Source organism: Nitratidesulfovibrio sp., assembly GCF_040373385.1.
Lineage (GTDB): Bacteria > Desulfobacterota > Desulfovibrionia > Desulfovibrionales > Desulfovibrionaceae > Cupidesulfovibrio.
This window is the reverse complement of sequence record NZ_JBDXXH010000004.1, coordinates 60698-76646: the sequence shown is the minus strand read 5'-3', so window position 1 is coordinate 76646 and position 15949 is coordinate 60698. Positions and strand designations below refer to the sequence as shown.

The 15949-nt window shown below is 65.5% G+C and carries 16 protein-coding genes; 11 read left to right on the top strand and 5 right to left on the bottom strand.

All coding sequences use genetic code 11. The features are described 5' to 3' along the window. The first annotated feature begins 21 nt into the window (after positions 1-21). The 6 genes from ABWO17_RS08725 to ABWO17_RS08700 all read left to right on the top strand — a co-directional run bounded on the left by ABWO17_RS08725 (position 22) and on the right by ABWO17_RS08700 (position 4916). Entirely contained in the window at positions 22-924 is a 903-nt protein-coding gene (locus ABWO17_RS08725) for an SPOR domain-containing protein (RefSeq protein WP_353117628.1), read from the top strand. A gap of 161 nt (positions 925-1085) precedes the next feature. Then, positions 1086-1889, top strand: a complete 804-nt coding sequence (locus tag ABWO17_RS08720) for an MlaE family ABC transporter permease (protein WP_196609060.1) — start codon at positions 1086-1088, stop codon at positions 1887-1889. 12 nt (positions 1890-1901) lie between these two features. Further along, complete coding sequence (locus ABWO17_RS08715) at positions 1902-2723, top strand: ABC transporter ATP-binding protein (RefSeq protein WP_353117626.1); 822 nt, start codon at positions 1902-1904, stop codon at positions 2721-2723. A 223-nt stretch (positions 2724-2946) separates the two neighbouring features. Further along, complete coding sequence (gene mlaD, locus ABWO17_RS08710) at positions 2947-3393, top strand: outer membrane lipid asymmetry maintenance protein MlaD (RefSeq protein ID WP_353117624.1); 447 nt, start codon at positions 2947-2949, stop codon at positions 3391-3393. Between the two features lie 2 nt (positions 3394-3395). Further along, positions 3396-4100: a Tgt2/MlaC family protein gene (locus ABWO17_RS08705; protein WP_353117622.1), complete on the top strand. Its 705-nt coding sequence runs from the start codon at positions 3396-3398 to the stop codon at positions 4098-4100. 36 nt (positions 4101-4136) lie between these two features. Then, positions 4137-4916, top strand: coding sequence for an MlaA family lipoprotein (locus ABWO17_RS08700; RefSeq protein ID WP_353117620.1), 780 nt, complete (start codon positions 4137-4139; stop codon positions 4914-4916). Between the two features lie 251 nt (positions 4917-5167). On the opposite strand, the gene ABWO17_RS08695 is transcribed toward ABWO17_RS08700, so the two are convergent. Beyond that, positions 5168-5485: a cupin domain-containing protein gene (locus tag ABWO17_RS08695; RefSeq protein ID WP_007522704.1), complete on the bottom strand. Its 318-nt coding sequence runs from the start codon at positions 5483-5485 to the stop codon at positions 5168-5170. Between the two features lie 497 nt (positions 5486-5982). On the opposite strand from ABWO17_RS08695, the gene ABWO17_RS08690 reads away from it, so the two are divergent. From ABWO17_RS08690 to ABWO17_RS08670, 5 genes are all read left to right on the top strand, one after another. After that, positions 5983-6390, top strand: coding sequence for a LysO family transporter (locus tag ABWO17_RS08690; RefSeq protein WP_353117617.1), 408 nt, complete (start codon positions 5983-5985; stop codon positions 6388-6390). Then, positions 6387-6992 (top strand): LysO family transporter, encoded by a 606-nt coding sequence (locus ABWO17_RS08685; protein WP_353117615.1) that lies wholly within the window; start codon positions 6387-6389, stop codon positions 6990-6992. Before ABWO17_RS08690 ends, ABWO17_RS08685 begins: the two co-directional genes overlap by 4 nt. 305 nt (positions 6993-7297) lie before the next feature. After that, complete coding sequence (locus ABWO17_RS08680) at positions 7298-8038, top strand: basic amino acid ABC transporter substrate-binding protein (RefSeq protein ID WP_353117613.1); 741 nt, start codon at positions 7298-7300, stop codon at positions 8036-8038. Between the two features lie 89 nt (positions 8039-8127). Next, positions 8128-8919, top strand: a complete 792-nt coding sequence (locus tag ABWO17_RS08675; RefSeq protein WP_353117611.1) for an amino acid ABC transporter permease — start codon at positions 8128-8130, stop codon at positions 8917-8919. Then, positions 8906-9652, top strand: coding sequence for an amino acid ABC transporter ATP-binding protein (locus ABWO17_RS08670; RefSeq protein WP_353117609.1), 747 nt, complete (start codon positions 8906-8908; stop codon positions 9650-9652). The genes ABWO17_RS08675 and ABWO17_RS08670 overlap by 14 nt, the downstream gene beginning before the upstream one ends. 303 nt (positions 9653-9955) lie before the next feature. On the opposite strand, the gene ABWO17_RS08665 is transcribed toward ABWO17_RS08670, so the two are convergent. From ABWO17_RS08665 to ABWO17_RS08650, 4 genes are all read right to left on the bottom strand, one after another. Further along, positions 9956-10612 (bottom strand): hypothetical protein, encoded by a 657-nt coding sequence (locus tag ABWO17_RS08665; RefSeq protein ID WP_353117607.1) that lies wholly within the window; start codon positions 10610-10612, stop codon positions 9956-9958. 283 nt (positions 10613-10895) lie between these two features. Further along, entirely contained in the window at positions 10896-13751 is a 2856-nt protein-coding gene (locus tag ABWO17_RS08660; RefSeq protein ID WP_353117605.1) for a bifunctional uridylyltransferase/uridylyl-removing protein GlnD, read from the bottom strand. Between the two features lie 139 nt (positions 13752-13890). Next, positions 13891-14229, bottom strand: a complete 339-nt coding sequence (locus ABWO17_RS08655) for a P-II family nitrogen regulator (RefSeq protein WP_012612013.1) — start codon at positions 14227-14229, stop codon at positions 13891-13893. Positions 14230-14313: 84 nt separating this feature from the next. Then, entirely contained in the window at positions 14314-15522 is a 1209-nt protein-coding gene (locus ABWO17_RS08650; RefSeq protein WP_353117602.1) for an ammonium transporter, read from the bottom strand. Between the last annotated feature and the right edge of the window lie 427 nt (positions 15523-15949).

Here is a 15949-nt window from a genome sequence, read left to right as displayed (position 1 = left end):
GCCACGGCGCGGGAACCAGGCATGGCAGCACCCAGACAAGGGCAGTCCGGACCGAACGCGCAGAACGGGCGTGGCGGCCAGGGGACGAAGGATGGCGGGCGCAAGAAAGGCGTCTACACCATCAACGTCACCCTGCCCTCGCTCATTTCGGCGGGCATCGTGGCCGTCATCGGCTTCGGCTGGGTGTTCGTGCTCGGCGTCATCGTGGGGCGCGGCTACAACCCGGAAGAACGCCTGGGCATCGAACGCATCATGCCCAAGCCCGCCGTCAACGCATCGCAACCCACCCCCATGCCCGGCGGGGTCATCAAGCCGGAAGACCTCCAGTTCATGGATTCCCTGCGCGCCAAGCCCGCTCCGGTTTCCGGCAACGCCGGGGTGGCGGTGAACGCTTCGGAAATCGTGACCAAAAACGGCAAGAAGGATCAGAAGCCCGACCCCAAGACGGACACGAAAGCGGACGCCAAAAAGGACACCAAAACCGCCAAGGCCGATACCAAGGCGGATTCCAAGCCCGATGCCAAGACGGACGCCAAGACGGACGCCAAAACCGCCCAGAAGGCCGAGGCCAGGCCCGACGCCAAGAAGGACGACAAGAAGGCATCGGCCCCCGCCGCCGCATCAAAGGATGCCAAAGACACCAAGGCGGCGGAGGCCAAACCCGCCGACGGCGAACGTTTCGATTACGTGTATCAGGTGGCGGCCTACAAGGCGGCGGACCCCGCCAATGCCCTGAAGGCCAAGCTGGAGGCCTCCGGCATCAAGGTGCGCCTGGATTCCTCGGTGGAAAGCGGCGTGTCGTGGTACCGGCTGAACGCGCTGTTCCGGGGCACGCCGGAGGACACGCGCCAGTTGCGCGCGGCACTTGCCAGGCACGGCATCGACAAGGTGATCCTGCGCAGCAAGACACCTGTTTCCCGATAGGGCTGCCTTGACGGCATGTTGCGACGGGACTACCTTGCAATGATGTAAAGGCGTCGGGAACGGGCGGCACCCACCGTCCTCCCCTTGTCCGGAACGTCCAAACCGCCCGCACACCACGCGGACACCAGCGCGGAAACCGCCGCGCACCGGAAGAGGACAGCATGAGCACAGGCCCCGGCATACTCGCCCCCGTCACCGCCCTTGGCGCGGCAACCCTGCGCCTGCTGGGCGAGATGGGGGCCATGTTCCTGTTCCTGGCGGACGGCCTGCGCCTCATCTTCGCCTCGCCCAAGCAGATTCCCAAGATCCTGAACCAGGTGTTCGTCATCGGCTCCAAGTCGCTGTTCGTCATCCTGCTCATCGGGGTATTCACCGGCATGGTGCTGGGCTTGCAGGGCTACTACACGCTGGTCAAGTTCGGCTCCGAAGGACTGCTGGGCGCCGCCGTGGCCCTTTCGCTGATCCGTGAGCTGGGTCCGGTGCTGACGGCCATCATGGTCACCGGCCGGGCCGGGTCGTCCATGGCCGCCGAGATCGGGGTCATGCGCATCACCGACCAGATCGACGCGCTGGACGTCATGGACATCAACCCCATGGCCTACCTGGTGGCCCCGCGCATTGCCGCATCGCTGATCTCGTTCCCGTTGCTGACGGCGGTGTTCGACGTGGTGGGCATCCTTGGCGGCTACGTCACCGGCGTCACCCTGCTGGGCATCAACGAGGGCGTGTACTTCTATCGCATCCAGTCCAGCGTCGAGATGGCCGACATCACCGGCGGCTTCATGAAATCGTTGCTGTTCGCGGTCATCGTGGCCACGGTAAGCTGCTACCAGGGCTATTTCACCCACATGCGCCGCGACGGCGTGGGGCCCGAGGGCGTCAGCAATTCCACCACCTCCGCCGTGGTCCTTTCGTGCGTGTTCGTGCTTGTGGCCGACTACGCGCTGACCTCGTTCCTGCTGTAAGAGACCACGGCCATGCGCGCGACTTCCGGATGGGACATACGATTTGACGGCCTTACGGTGGGCTACGGCGACCACGTGGTACTGCACGACGTGAACGCGCTGCTGCCCGCCGGCAAAATTTCCCTGATCATCGGCGGCTCCGGCTGCGGCAAGTCCACCCTGCTGCGCCACGTGCTGGGCCTGCAACGGCCCATGGCGGGCACCCTTTCTGTGGGCGGGCGCGACCTGTTCGCCCTTGGCGGCCGTGATTTCCGCAAGGTACGGCGGCGCATGGGCGTGCTGTTCCAGGACGGGGCGCTGCTGGGCTCGCTGAGCCTCGGCGACAACGTGGCCCTGCCCCTGCGCGAGCACACCGGGCTGCCCAAGGCCACCATCCGCCAGATCGTGCTGCACAAGCTGGCCTTGGTGGGCCTGGCCGACTACGCCGACTACTACCCCAACCAGCTTTCCGGCGGCATGCGCAAGCGCGCGGGCCTCGCGCGGGCCATCGTCATGGACCCGCCCATCCTGCTGTGCGACGAGCCCACATCGGGCCTCGACCCGGTCAACGCCGCGCGCATGGACCACCTGCTGCTGGACATGCGGGCCAATTTTCCCGGCATGACCATGGTGGTGGTCAGCCACGACCTGCGCAGCCTGGATGCCATCGCCGACTATGTGCTCATGCTGCACGACGGCACGGCGGCCTTCGCGGGTCCGGTGGATGCGCTGCGCGCATCGAGCGACCCGTACGTGCGCAGCTTTCTGGACCGGCGGGTTGAAGAAGGCGAGCGGGCGGAGGTGTCGCTGGCGCCGGAGGTGCAGCAGGCCCTTGACGCCTGGCTGGATCGCTGACGCCTGGCTGGACCACTGACGCTTGGCTGGACCGCTGACGCCTGGCTGGATCACTGACGCCTGGCTGACCGCTGACGGCTGGCCGGACTTCCAACGTTTGACCGGACTTCCGACGTCTGGCCGGACTTCAGACGTCTGGCCGGACAGGCTGACGCCAGATGCCTGACGGCAGGCGGGACAAATACTGTCAACCAAAGCCCCCAACGGATACGGGAAGGGCAGCATGAAAAAATATTCGCGAGAAACATCGGTCGGCATCTTCGTCCTTATCGGGCTGCTGTGCGTCGGCTACCTCACCATAAAGCTGGGGCGCATGGAACTGCTGTCCGACAAGGGCTATACCGTGCACGCCCGGTTCGGCTCCATCACCGGCCTGCGCATAGGGGCCGAGGTGGAAATCGCGGGCGTGCCCGTGGGCCGCGTGGCGGGCATCACCCTTGCGCCGGACAAGCCGGTGGCGGTGGTCAGCCTGCGCATGAAGGAAGGCGTGCACCTGACCGATGATGTCATCGCCTCGGTGAAGACCAGCGGCCTCATTGGCGACAAGTACATCAAGCTTTCGCCCGGCGGTTCTCCGGAACAGCTTGGCGAAGGCGACGAAATCACGGAAACCGAATCGGCCATCGACATCGAATCGCTGATCAGCAAGTACGTGTTCGGAGGAGTCTAGGCATGTTCATCCCCGCATTCCGACGCGGCGCCCCCCTTGCCGCGCCGCTCTTCAAGACCCTGTCCTGCGCCCTGCTCTGCGTCCTGCTTGGCTGGTCCGGCCCGGCCCTTGCCGCCTCGGACAATGCGGGTGCCGCCCGCGCCGCCCTGAAGGCCTCCGTGGACCGCATCCTCGACATCGTGAAGCAGCCGGGCTACACCGACCCCGCGCAGCGCCCCGCGCTCATGGATCAGGTGGAGAACGAAATTCGCATCATCTTCGATTTTCGCGAGTTCTCGGCCCGCACCGTGGGCATGAACTGGCCCTCGTTCACCCCCGACCAGCAGGACCGCTTCGCCGAATCGTTCGCCTCGCTGCTGCGGGCCACCTACCTTGAAAAGTTCGACGGCTACACCGGCCAGCAGGTGCTGTTCACCGGAGAACTGGTCAGCGGCAAGGGCGACAAGGTAGAGGTGCAGACCACCGTGGTGATCAAGGACAAGCAGGTGCCCGTGGCCTACCGCATGCTCCAGAACCGCCAGCAGCGCTGGGTGGTGTACGATGTCCTCATCGAAGGCGTGAGCATGGTGAAGAACTACCGTACCCAGTTCCAGGACCTGCTGGAAAAGGGCACCCCCGACCAGCTCATCGAACGGGTGCGGGCCAAGGCCGACGAAGTGCGCAAGCAGCCCGCCCCGGCGGGCCAGGCTGGCCTGTCCGGCAACTAGCCGCACGAACATGAACCCGCCTTCGGAGGAATGCCCATGGCCGCAGGTTCGTTCCGCATCAACATCGCGCTGTGTACGGCGTGCCTTGCCTGTGCCCTGCTGCTGACCCCGGCGGCCGCGCGTGCCGACATGCCCGCCGAAGGGGCACCGCATGCACCGCCCACGCTGTCCGCAGACCTTGACGACTACGACACCAGCAACGAGGACATGGTGGCCGACCCGCTGGAAGGCTGGAACCGCATGTGGTTCGCCGTCAACGACGTGCTGCTGCTGAAGGTCATCAAGCCGGTGCACCAAGGGTATGTGGCCGTCACCCCGGACGAACTGCGCAGCGGCGTGAACAATTTCTTCCACAACCTTGCCTTTCCCCTCCGCTTCCTGAACTGCCTGTTGCAGGGCAAACCCAGGGAGGCCGGGGTGGAGATGGGCCGGTTCATCATCAATTCCACCGTGGGCATGGCCGGGTTCATCGACGTGGCCAAGAAAGACAAGCCCATCGTGGAACCGGACAAGGAAGACTTTGGCCAGACCCTTGGCGCATGGGGCGCGGGTGAAGGCTTCTACATCGTCTGGCCGCTGATAGGCCCCAGCACCCTGCGCGACAGCGTGGGCCTTGCGGGTGACTATTTCGCCGACCCGATCCCCTACATGATGGACGACGAATGGCTCTACATGGGCGGTCGGGCCTACGGAGAATTCAACAAGGCGGACGAGACCATCGCCGGGTACGAAGCCGTGACCAAGAGCGCGGTGGAGCCGTACACCTCGGTGCGCAACGCCTACATCCAGATGCGCCGCGCCAAGGTGGCCAAGTAGCCAGGCAGACGCCAATTCAATCCGCGAACGACAAAGGGAGGCCCCACGGGGCCTCCCTTTTATCGTCGGGGGGTGCTGTCCGACCAGCAGTGTGCTGTTTGCCCATAGGGGCTGTTTCTAAATTAGGATTTTCGTTCGTTGGCGAGGAAAACGAGCCTGCCATGAGGGAATATACTCTTATCGTATTTGACCGACATGGCAGGCGAAGTTTGACGAAGCCAACGGGCGAAAAGACAATTTAGAAACGGCCCCTAGATGGGAGGGGCGATAACGACAACTACCCGCATCTCGGTCTTTGCCCGCACTCCGTGGGGTACGCGGATTTCCGAGACCAGCATGTCACCCTGCTTCGCGGGAATGGCCGCGCCGTCCGCGCCCAGGAATTCGCCCTCGCCCTCGATGACGGTGATGGCCAGTTCACCGTCGATGTCGTGGCTGTGCACGGGCAGTTCCTGTCCGGCCTTGAAGTTGAAGTTGATGATCTTGAAGTTTTCCGAGTCGTGCACCAGGTTCATGGCAAACCCGGCGTCCTTGAAGGTGCGCATGTCGTCGAGGCGAATGTGGCGCATGGTGGTCTCCTTGGCGTCTTGGTTCATTGTCGTCGTGGGTGTTGCGGGCGGCAGAGCCTGCCCGGTGTGGTCCTGTCACGGGGCGGAGGCGTTTCCTCCGTCCTCGCCCACAAGATAGGCTCTCCGGGCGGGGCATGCGTGACGCGCATCACGGGCGGGGGGGCTTTTTCGATTTATTTTGCGATGCGCCCCGGCGGACAGCCCCCCCGGCCAAGGCCTGCCCAATCCGGCCAGTCCCTCCAGTTCGGCAAGCCCGGCCAGTTCGGCAAGCCCGGCCAGTTCGGCAAGCCCGGCCAGTTCGGCAAGCCCGTATCTTCCACCTCTCCCGCCCAGTTCGCCCCATCTCGCCCTACCCGCCCCTTATTCGTCCCTAGCCACCGGCTGCCGGGTTGACAGCCCGGTACGGGCAGGCTACCGCTGGCCTTTCCCTGAATCGGCGGCCCGTTGCCGCGCATCATGGCGGCGTGCCCAAGCAGCGCCGCGCAAGGACAGTTTTCATGATCGTCGAAATTGGCTGCATCGCCGTGGGCGTGCCTGCGGGCTACCTGCTGCGCACGCGCCCCGCCGTGGTCGGCGCCGTGGACCGGCTGACCACCTGGTCCATATACGCGCTGCTCTTCCTGCTGGGCCTGTCGCTGGGGTCGGATGACGCGCTGGTGGCCAAGGCAGGCGACATCGGCCTGCGGGCCGTGGTCATCAGCATGGCGTCGCTGGCGGGCAGCGTTGCCGCCGGGTGGCTGCTGCAACACGTGCTGCTGCGCGGCGCGCTGGACGGCCCCGGCACCGTGCGCCCGGCCATGCAGGGCACGAACGCCGCCATGCCTTCGCCCCCAGGCCATGCGGGGGGCCACCAGGGCGACCGGGCGGGGGACCGTGCGGCAAACCACGCGGGAGACCGGGCATGAAAGGCAGCCTGATCATTCTCGGCTTCTTCCTGTCCGGCGTGCTGCTGGGCAGGCTGGACATCATCCCCCAGGCCGACCAGGCGGGCGACCTGGCCTCGTGGGCGCTGTACATGCTGCTGTTCGTGGTGGGCATGGGCATCGGGTTCGATACCCGCTCGTTCCGCATCCTGCGCGAACTGCACGTGAAGGTGGCGCTGGTGCCGCTGTTCGTGGGCATCGGCACCCTTGGCGGTTCGCTGGCGGCGTGGGCGCTGCTGGGCGACATGCCCCTGCGCGACGTGCTGGGCGTGGGCGCGGGCTTTGGCTACTACAGCCTGTCCAGCATCATGATCACGAAAATGGGCGATGCGGCCCTGGGTTCCATGGCGCTCATCGCCAACATCTCGCGCGAACTGGTCACCCTGCTGTCCGCGCCGCTGCTGGTGCGCCTGTTCGGCGGGCTGGCCCCGGTCATGGCGGGCGGGGCCACCAGCATGGACACCAGCCTGCCCGTCATCGCCCGCTACGCCGGGGAGCGCTACGGCATCATCGCCGTATTCAGCGGCATGGTGCTGACCGTGGCCGTGCCCATCCTGGTGACGGCCATCTTCACCTGGATGTAGGGCGCGCGCCCGCAGCACACGCCCCCTCCCCTGTCGGCATGCCTCGCGGCTGCCCGGCATGATTGGCCCGCAAGGTTGCCCGGCATGCCTGGCCGGGGCATTCCCCTGGCCCGGTGCTCCTGCGCCCGGTTTCCTTCCGGCAGCCCAGCCTCCCCGGCCATGACCGGCGAAGTGGTGACAAATGTGTCAATCATGCCGCCGGAGTCTGGCGTTCTCTCACTCATTCATTGACAATCTGCTCACTTATGCTCCAGAAAAGGGAGTCCGTCCGTCACACCAACCACATGTCCAGAGGAGAATCCGGGATGCTGAAGAAGATCGTCCTCACCCTTGCGGCCCTGCTGGTCACCGCCAACGTGGCCTTTGCCGAGAAGACCATCGTCGTTGCCCAGGACGCCACCTGGCCGCCCATGGAGTTCGTTGACGCGAGCAAGAACCTTGTCGGCTTCTCCGTCGATTACACCGACGCCATGGCCAAGGAAGCCGGCTTCAAGATCGTGCACAAGAACGTGGCCTGGGACGGCATCTTCGCCGGGCTCGAATCCGGCAGCTATGACGCCATCGTGTCCTCGGTGTCCATCACCGATGAACGCAAGAACGCCATGGACTTCACCACGCCCTACTACGAAGTGCGCCAGGCCCTCGTGGTGCCCAAGACCACCAACGTCACCAAGCTGGACGAAATGAAGGGCAAGACCCTTGGCGGCCAGATCAGCACCACCGGCTACTTCACCATCAAGAAGACCGCCGGCGTCACCGCCAAGTCGTACGATGAAATCGGCCTGGCCATGGAAGACCTGTTCAACGGCCGCATCGACGGCGTGGTGTGCGACGACCCCGTTGCCGCCAGCTACGCCCTGCAGCAGGAACAGTACGCCGCCAAGATGAAGATCGCCTTCGTCATCGAAACCCAGGAAAAGGAATTCTACGGCATCGCCGTGAAGAAGGGGAACAAGGAAGTCCTGGACCTTCTGAACAAGGGCATCGCCGCCGTGAAGGCCAAGGGCATCGACAAGCAGCTCCGCGAAAAGTGGATCGGCCGCTAGCCGTGCCCGGCTAGATACTTGCGCACCATGGGGGACTGGCGGTATTACGCCGGTCCCCCGTTTTTCAACGTCAAAGCCTCAGAGACGCCATGACCAACGAACCCCAGAACGTCCGCATCGTCATCACCGACGGCGCGATCATACCGGACCCGAAGGAACGGCGGATCGTAACCGCGTGGTCCATCTCCTTCGTGGGCGCGCTGGGCGCGCTCGTCTACCTGTGCGCGAGCCGGCCCGAGCCCTACTGGCGGTTACTGCAATTTCTGCCGGACGGCATTGCCGTCACCTTCAAGGTGACCGTGCTGTCCATCCTGTGCTCCATCCCCATCGGTCTCATCACCGGGCTGGGCCGCCTGTCGCGCAACCGGCTGATCAACCTCGTGGCCTCCACCTACGTGGAGGTGGTGCGGGGCATTCCCCTGCTGGTGCAGCTTTTCTACATCTACTACGCCCTTGGCCGGTTCCTGAAGGTGCCGGACCTCCTGGCCGCCATCATCGCGCTCAGCGTGTGCTATGGCGCCTACATGGGCGAGGTGTTCCGCGCGGGCATCGACTCCATCTCCAAGGGCCAGACCGAAGCCGCCCGCTCGCTGGGCTTCAACCGGGCGGAGACCATGTTCATGGTCATCCTGCCGCAGGCGTGGCGCACCATCCTGCCGCCGGTGGGCAACGAATTCATCGCCATGCTGAAGGACACCTCGCTGGTGTCCATCATCGCCGTTGCCGACATCCTGCGGCGCGGGCGCGAATTCGCCTCGGAGAGCTTCCTGTACTTCGAGACGTACACCATGGTCGCCCTCATCTACCTGTTGATCACGCTGTTCCTGTCCAAGGGCGTCAGCATCATGGAATCGAGGTTGAACTACTATGACCGCCGATAGCGTCGAACCCATCATCCGCATCAGCCACGCGTGGAAGTTCTTCGGCGAGCTGACGGCCCTCAACGACGTCAGCCTTGACGTGATGCCCGGCGAAAAGGTGGTCATCTGCGGGCCGTCCGGCTCGGGCAAGTCCACCCTGCTGCGCTCCATCAACCGGCTGGAAACGGTGGACAAGGGCAGCATCATCGTGGACGGGCAGGACGTGAACTCGCCCGACAACGACATCAACAAGATCCGCCAGGAACTGGGCATGGTCTTCCAGAGCTTCAACCTCTTTCCGCACAAGACCGTGTTGCAGAACCTGACCATGGCCCCCATGCGGCTGCGCAAGACCCCGCGCGCCGAGGCGGAAAGCCGGGCGCTGGAACTGCTGAAGAAGGTGGGCATCAGCGACAAGGCCAACGTCTTCCCTGCCATGCTTTCGGGCGGGCAGCAGCAGCGCGTGGCCATTGCCCGCGCCCTGGCCATGAACCCCAAGATCATGCTGTTCGACGAACCCACCAGCGCGCTGGACCCGGAAATGATCGGCGAAGTGCTGGACGTCATGGTCACCCTGGCCCGCGAAGGCATGACCATGGTCTGCGTGACCCACGAAATGGGCTTTGCCCGTGAAGTGGCCGACCGCATCATCTTCATGGACCACGGCCAGGTGCTGGAAGAAAACGCGCCGCAGGAATTCTTTGGCGCGCCCAAGCATCCGCGCCTCCAGAAGTTCCTGAACCAGATCCTGTAGCGCGCCTGCCGCGCCGCAGACCACGGGACGAATACGAACGGGCCGCTCCGCAAGGGGCGGCCCGCTTTTGCGTGTGGGGTAAAAGGATGCCTCCGGCGGCCAGGGGGCACGCCCCCTGGACCCCTTTCCTAATATTCCTAGGGACCCCATCTGCATCACAAATTCAGGAAAAGACAGCTTCCACGTTCCGATCAGAAATACTGCGCCGCTACATGGAAAATCCCCCGCATACCAAAACATACCGCCGGGCAGAAGCAGACACTTAGCCAGACGGCATGTTCCGAACTCTCTGCCTGAGTGAGTTCAGCTCGTGAAGATGCGCAACCTCTCCCCTTGCGACAGGATATAGTCCACCTCCAACGGCAGCAGACAGAACCGCTCGCGCAGGGCGTGGGCGTGGAGCAGAAACATCCGGTAGTTAGCACAGCCACGCGGTGTGGCGGACTTTTTGACCGAATCCCCTTTCAGGAAGCCCAGCCCACGCCACAGGGCCGGGGTACAGGGCAGGCAGAAAGAAGCATCATCCGCGTCGGCAACCGAACCGGACTTCAAGTACAGGAGCAGCGACAGCCCGAAAATTCCTACCCCTGACGGGCGGTGCGCATCATGCAAACGAAAAGCTTCGTGCAGATCTGGGCCGGGCGGCAGCGCCCACAGGGCAGCCAGCCAAGGCAAGACATCCGCCATGTTTGCGGCACGGCTTAGCAGCGAGGGGTAGCCCGCCCCGAAACGGGTGCAGGTGATGCGCTTGGGCACGCTGCCCTCAATGCATTCACGGTTCACGGCCATGCACAGGGCCCGAAAGTCGGCGGCGGACATGGCCCCGCTGCCGTCCTGCCCGAAGGCAGCGTCCAGCAGCGCGCGCGCCTCGGCCTCGCCCTGCTTGCGGCTGTTGATGAAATCCACCCCGGAATGAATGTCGCGCCACTCGTCCACCCGCGCGGCATACCGCTCGAACATGCTGCCTCCGTATACCGAAAAACTCGCCCACAAGCGCGGCGCCCTCAGCGCGACCACCGCGCAGGCCGGTCCGTGGGACATTGCACCTTCGCCCTGCCCCACCTCATCGCGCCGCCCAAGGTGGATAGCAAAAAAAACGTGCGTCCCCAAGGGATGCACCGGCATCCGGAACGCACGAAAAAAGGGGGGGCAGGGTGCAAGGCCCCTGCCCGCCGGAGGCTTGCAAAAAACGAAGGGGACCAGCGTTCACCCAAGCGGCCACGCCGCAGGAAGAACCGCAGCCCTACTGCGACACCACGTGCAGCAGGGCCGCGCGCACCTCGTCCATCTGCTGCTCGTCGGTGATCTTCTGGCCGTACACCGTACGCACCGAAAAGCTGTCCGAGGTGCGGTTGCCCAGCGTGGCGATCTTGGCGAACAGGATGTCCAGTTGCAACGTCTGCAACACCCGCGCGACGTCATACAGCAGCGCGGGCCGATCCGGCGCGAACACCTCGACCACGGTGTGGAAGTCCGACAACTCGTTGTCGATGCGCACCTCCGGCGGGCGGCGCACCGCATCCAGCAGCACCGTGGGCACCTTGTGCTTCAGCGCGTTGGAGGTCCGGGCCTGCTCCAGCCGGTAGTCCAGCGACAGCTTGCCCGTCAGCGCGAAGTGGATGGCCCCGCGCACCTTGCCCCAGAAATCCTTGGCGTACAGCGGGTCGGGCGGCGCGGTAACGTGAAAGATGTCCAGCACGGTGCCGTCGCTCCACACGTAGGCATCGGCCCCGAACACGTTCAGCCCGTGCAGCGAAAGCACGCCCGCAATGGTGGCGAACAGCCCGGACTGGTCGCGCGCGGCCACCAGCACTTCCCACAGCTCGCTGTCGCGCCCGCCGTGCAGCGGCCTGCCCTCCAGCACCACCACGCCCCGCTCGGCCCTGTCCTCGGGCAGGCGGCGGCGCGATTCGGCCACGTCGCGGTTCAGTTGGTAGACCAGCGACATGTGCCGCACGATGTCTTCCGGCGGCATGGCCAGCAGGTAGCGCGAGGGCATGGCGTCCAGATACAGCCCCGCCGTTTCCTGCGTGTAGTGCAGCGCCGACTGGCGCTCGCGCACCAGCGCCCGCACCATGTCGCGCGTGCGCACTATGGCCTGCGCGGTCTGGGTGCCCGCAAGCTGCCCGTCGCGCAGCATGTTGGCCACCTTGCCGTGCAGTTCGTACAACAGGCTGGCGGTCCAGCGGTTCCACGCCTTGTGGCCGGTGGCCATGGAATCGGCATGGGTGAGCAGGTAGAGCATGTTCAGGCGGCGCAGGCTGCCCACGGTGCCCGCGCACTGGGCCACCACCGACTCGTCGTTGAGGTCGCGGCGCTGGGCGGTGCGGATGAGCAGCAGGTGGTGCAGCACCAGAAAGACCACGTCGTCGATGACTTCAGGCGGCGCACCCCACTCTGCCAGCAGGCGCATGGCCATTTCGGCCCCCACCTCGGAATGGTGCGAGGCGTCGGCCCCGCCCTTGCCAAGGTCGTGCAGCAGCGCGGCCAGCAGCAGGCACAGCCTGTCACGCGCGGCATCCGCGTCCTGCCCGGACGGGTACGCGGGCAAGCGGGCGGCGGCGCTTTCGCCCGTATCAGCCAGCCCGCCCGGCACGCTCAGGCAGCCGCCGCGCCAGAAGCCGGAAAACGGCTCGACATCTTCGCTGGCCAGCGATTCCAACTGGCGGATCACGAACAGGGTGTGCATGCCCACCGGGTAGGTATGGAACCCGTCGAACTGCACCCGGTCGCGCGCTTCGGCATAGGCGGGCAGGATGGCGGGCAAAAGGCCCGTCTCGTCCATGTGTCCAAGCACCGGAAACGCCTTGCCGGACCCCAGGATGCGCATCAGCGCCGCGCCCACCTCTGCGCTGGAAAGGGCACCGTCCGCACCGGACAGGGCCAGTTGCAGGGCCTGCTCCATGGCCTTGCGGGTATTCCAGTCGGGGGCGGGGGCGTTGGGGCCGGGCCATTCGGCGGCCCGCACGAAGGCGGAAAGGGCCAGGCCGGGGGTGACGGCGACCGGATCGGGCAGGCAGATGTGCAGCGTGCCGCCCGCCATGACCACGGGGCCTTCCACCTCGGGGCAGGGCTGGTCGGGGTGCACCGGGCCGCCGGGGGTACCCCGGAAGGCGGCGGACAGCGCCTTGATGTGCGACATGCAGCGGTGCAGGCGGCCCAGAAAGCATTCCACGGCCAGCAGGTTGCCGCATTCGTGAAAGCCGAGGCGGGCGGCGATTTCCGGTTGCAGGTCCAGAAACAGTTGGTCGTTCTTGCGGCGCGAAAGATGGTGCAGCAGGTTGCGCACGTCGTGCAGAAAGCCCACGCTTTCGCGCAACAGGGCGGCATCGGACGCGGAGAACCCGGCCTGGGCCAGGATTTCCTCCACGGTGCCCGCCTCGTTGCGGATGCGCCCCAGCCACAGGATGCGGTGGTAGTCGCGCAGGCCGCCCAGGCCTTCCTTCAGGTTGGGTTCCAGCAGCACGGCACCGTCGCCGTGCGCGGCGCGCCTGCGCTCGTGTTCCTCGTCGTTCCATGACAGGAACGAGGCGCCCCGGCGCGGCAGCACCTTGTCGTTCAGGCGATCCACCATCTCGCGGAACAGGGCCTCGTTGCCGGTGATCAACCGCGCGTCCAGCAGGCTGGCCAGCACCTTGTGGTCCTTGGCGGCCAGCTTCACGCAGTCGCCGATGGTGCGGAACCCGTGCCCCAGGGTGTAGCCCGCGTCCCACAGCGGCAGAAACAGCGGCTGGGCCAGGTCGATGGCCTGCGGCGGGATGGAGCGGCCGCACAGGATCAGGATGTCGATGTCCGATCCCAGGCACAGTTCCTCGCGGCCGTAGCCGCCCACGGCCACCAGGGCCACCTTGTCGTGACCGCCGCGCAGCTCGGCGAAGCGAAGGCGAAAATAGTCGTCCAGCAGGCGGCTGTAGGCCCGCTCGAAACGCGGTGCGCCCATGGTCGTGGACGCGGGCGCGGTGTCGCGGCAATGAGCGTCGGGCCGGGTGGCGCAGGCGTTCTCCTGCGGTGCCGCATTGGCGGGGGAAAGGGTTGCGTCCAGGCGTTCGAGCAGCGCGGCGCGCCCTTCGCGCAGCACCGTGGCGGCATCGCGCGGCATGCCGGGAGTACCGGCGGGAGCGGAGGAAGATGGCCCGTGTGCCTGCGTCATGTAGGGTGTGGGGGGTGGAAGGTGGGTATGGACGGGCGGCGCCCCGATCGCTGCCGAGGCGCCGCCCATGGATTGCGGTATGTTGCGGCTAGATGGCTTCCACGCCGGTTTCACCGGTACGGATGCGCAGCACGTCTTCCACCGGCGAGATGAAGATCTTGCCGTCGCCCACCTTGCCGGTGCGGGCGGCCTTGACCACCGCATCGACCAGCGGCTTCACCTGCGCGTCGTCAACGACGACTTCGATCTTGACCTTGGGCATGAAGTCCACCTGGTACTCGGCACCGCGGTACACTTCCTTGTGGCCGCGCTGGCGGCCAAAGCCCTTCACTTCCGTGACGGTCATGCCCTTCACGTCAAGGCCGGCCAGCGTTTCCTTGACCTCGTCCAGCTTGAAGGGGCGGATGATGATCTCAAGTTTCTTCATGATGTCCATCCTGAAGCTCGGTTCGTGTTCAGGGAAGGGATAACCCCTTCCGCCTTGTAGGCGACAACGGCGGCAGCGGCAAGCTTAGAGCTGATAACCCGCTTCGTTGTGCTCGCTGACGTCGAGGCCCGCGACCTCCGACTCCGTATCCGCGCGCAGGCCGACGAGGGCGTCAACCACATGGAACAGGATGCGGCTGGCCACGTAGCAGAACAACCAGGTGGCGACCACGGAGATGAACTGGATCCAGAGCTGCGAGGGGTTGCCGTAGAGCAGGCCGGTGGCGGTGTTCACGGCAGTGGTGGCAAAGACGCCGGTAGCCAGGGCGCCGAAGGTGCCGCCCACGCCGTGCACGCCCACCACGTCCAGGGCGTCGTCGTACTTGAAGACATGCTTCATCAGCACGCCGCCGTAGCACAGGGCGCCGCCGATGAGGCCCATGATGATGGCGGGCATGGGGGCAACGAACCCGGCGGCAGGCGTGATGACCACAAGGCCGGCCACGGCGCCGGAGGCGGCGCCCAGGGTGGTGGGCTTGCCGCTGTGCAGCCATTCGGCGGCCATCCAGCTGATGGAGGCGGCGGCGGCGCACAGGTGGGTGGTGACGAAGGCGTTGGCGGCCAGGCCGTTGGCGGCCAGGGCGCTGCCCGCGTTGAAGCCGAACCAGCCGAACCACAGGATGCCCGCGCCAAGCACGGTCATGGGAAGGTTGTGCGGCACGAAGGGCTCGCGGCCATGACCGTGGCGGCGGCCCAGCACGTGGGCGGCGGCCAGGGCGGCGGCGGCGGAGCTCATGTGCACCACGGCGCCACCGGCGAAGTCAAGCGCGCCAATGCCGAACATCCAGCCGCCACCCCACACCCAGTGGGCCATGGGGGCGTACACCACCACCAGCCACAGCACCGAGAACAGCAGCATGGCGCGGAAGCGGATGCGTTCGGCGTAGGCGCCGGAAATGAGGGCCGGGGTGATCACCGCGAACATGCACTGGAACACCATGAACAGCAGGTGCGGGATGTTGGTGACCGTTTCGCTGGGCTCCATGCCCACGCCGTTCAGGAACGCGAAATCAAGCCCGCCGATGACCCCGCCGATGTCGGGGCCGAACGCCAGCGTATAGCCGATGACCGCCCAAACGATGCTGGCCACGCCCACAAGAATGAAGCTGTGCATGGTGGTGGACAGCACGTTGCGCGCACGCACGAGCCCCCCGTAGAACAGGGCAAGCCCCGGGGTCATGAACATGACCAGAGCGGAGCAGACCAGGATGAAGGCGGTATCCGCCGCGTTCATGTGAACCTCCTCGAAATGTTGACGTACATCCCCTGCCGGACCGAACGGACAGGGGCAAACCCGAACGATGCCATGGTAAAGGCAAGGAGCGTGCCATTTGCTACAAAATGGTCGGTTCCAATGAATTCGCCCCATTGCGCAAACCAGGCAACATTCATTTTTTCCATTTTGGTAACACAGCAAGGCGACTCAATACCTATTTTGTAAAAACCGACACTTTTGCAGCAAGCTCCGGAAAAAGTACGCCGCTCCGGTTTGCATGCCTGCGCCATTGTGGTATGGCTTGTCGAACCACCGTGCCCACCGCCTGCCGCAGGCGACCAGGACACGGAACCGACGCGCCCCCCACCGGGGCGCGGGCCCCGCCAGGGCTCCTCGTTCCCACACGAGGCGGACCCTTTGAACCCCCTTCCGCAGGAGGCGGATA

Excerpts from the sequence above, each read along its gene's own strand:
- ABWO17_RS08720 (WP_196609060.1), top strand. The coding sequence starts at position 1,086 with ATGAGCACAGGCCCCGGCATACTCGCCCCCGTCACCGCCCTTGGCGCG.
- ABWO17_RS08690 (WP_353117617.1), top strand. The coding sequence starts at position 5,983 with ATGATCGTCGAAATTGGCTGCATCGCCGTGGGCGTGCCTGCGGGCTAC.
- ABWO17_RS08725 (WP_353117628.1), top strand. The coding sequence starts at position 22 with ATGGCAGCACCCAGACAAGGGCAGTCCGGACCGAACGCGCAGAACGGG.
- ABWO17_RS08705 (WP_353117622.1), top strand. The coding sequence starts at position 3,396 with ATGTTCATCCCCGCATTCCGACGCGGCGCCCCCCTTGCCGCGCCGCTC.
- ABWO17_RS08680 (WP_353117613.1), top strand. The coding sequence starts at position 7,298 with ATGCTGAAGAAGATCGTCCTCACCCTTGCGGCCCTGCTGGTCACCGCC.
- ABWO17_RS08715 (WP_353117626.1), top strand. The coding sequence starts at position 1,902 with ATGCGCGCGACTTCCGGATGGGACATACGATTTGACGGCCTTACGGTG.
- ABWO17_RS08665 (WP_353117607.1), bottom strand. The coding sequence starts at position 10,612 with ATGTTCGAGCGGTATGCCGCGCGGGTGGACGAGTGGCGCGACATTCAT.
- ABWO17_RS08675 (WP_353117611.1), top strand. The coding sequence starts at position 8,128 with ATGACCAACGAACCCCAGAACGTCCGCATCGTCATCACCGACGGCGCG.
- ABWO17_RS08650 (WP_353117602.1), bottom strand. The coding sequence starts at position 15,522 with ATGAACGCGGCGGATACCGCCTTCATCCTGGTCTGCTCCGCTCTGGTC.
- ABWO17_RS08655 (WP_012612013.1), bottom strand. The coding sequence starts at position 14,229 with ATGAAGAAACTTGAGATCATCATCCGCCCCTTCAAGCTGGACGAGGTC.
- ABWO17_RS08660 (WP_353117605.1), bottom strand. The coding sequence starts at position 13,751 with ATGCCGCGCGATGCCGCCACGGTGCTGCGCGAAGGGCGCGCCGCGCTG.
- ABWO17_RS08685 (WP_353117615.1), top strand. The coding sequence starts at position 6,387 with ATGAAAGGCAGCCTGATCATTCTCGGCTTCTTCCTGTCCGGCGTGCTG.
- ABWO17_RS08695 (WP_007522704.1), bottom strand. The coding sequence starts at position 5,485 with ATGCGCCACATTCGCCTCGACGACATGCGCACCTTCAAGGACGCCGGG.
- ABWO17_RS08700 (WP_353117620.1), top strand. The coding sequence starts at position 4,137 with ATGGCCGCAGGTTCGTTCCGCATCAACATCGCGCTGTGTACGGCGTGC.
- mlaD (WP_353117624.1), top strand. The coding sequence starts at position 2,947 with ATGAAAAAATATTCGCGAGAAACATCGGTCGGCATCTTCGTCCTTATC.
- ABWO17_RS08670 (WP_353117609.1), top strand. The coding sequence starts at position 8,906 with ATGACCGCCGATAGCGTCGAACCCATCATCCGCATCAGCCACGCGTGG.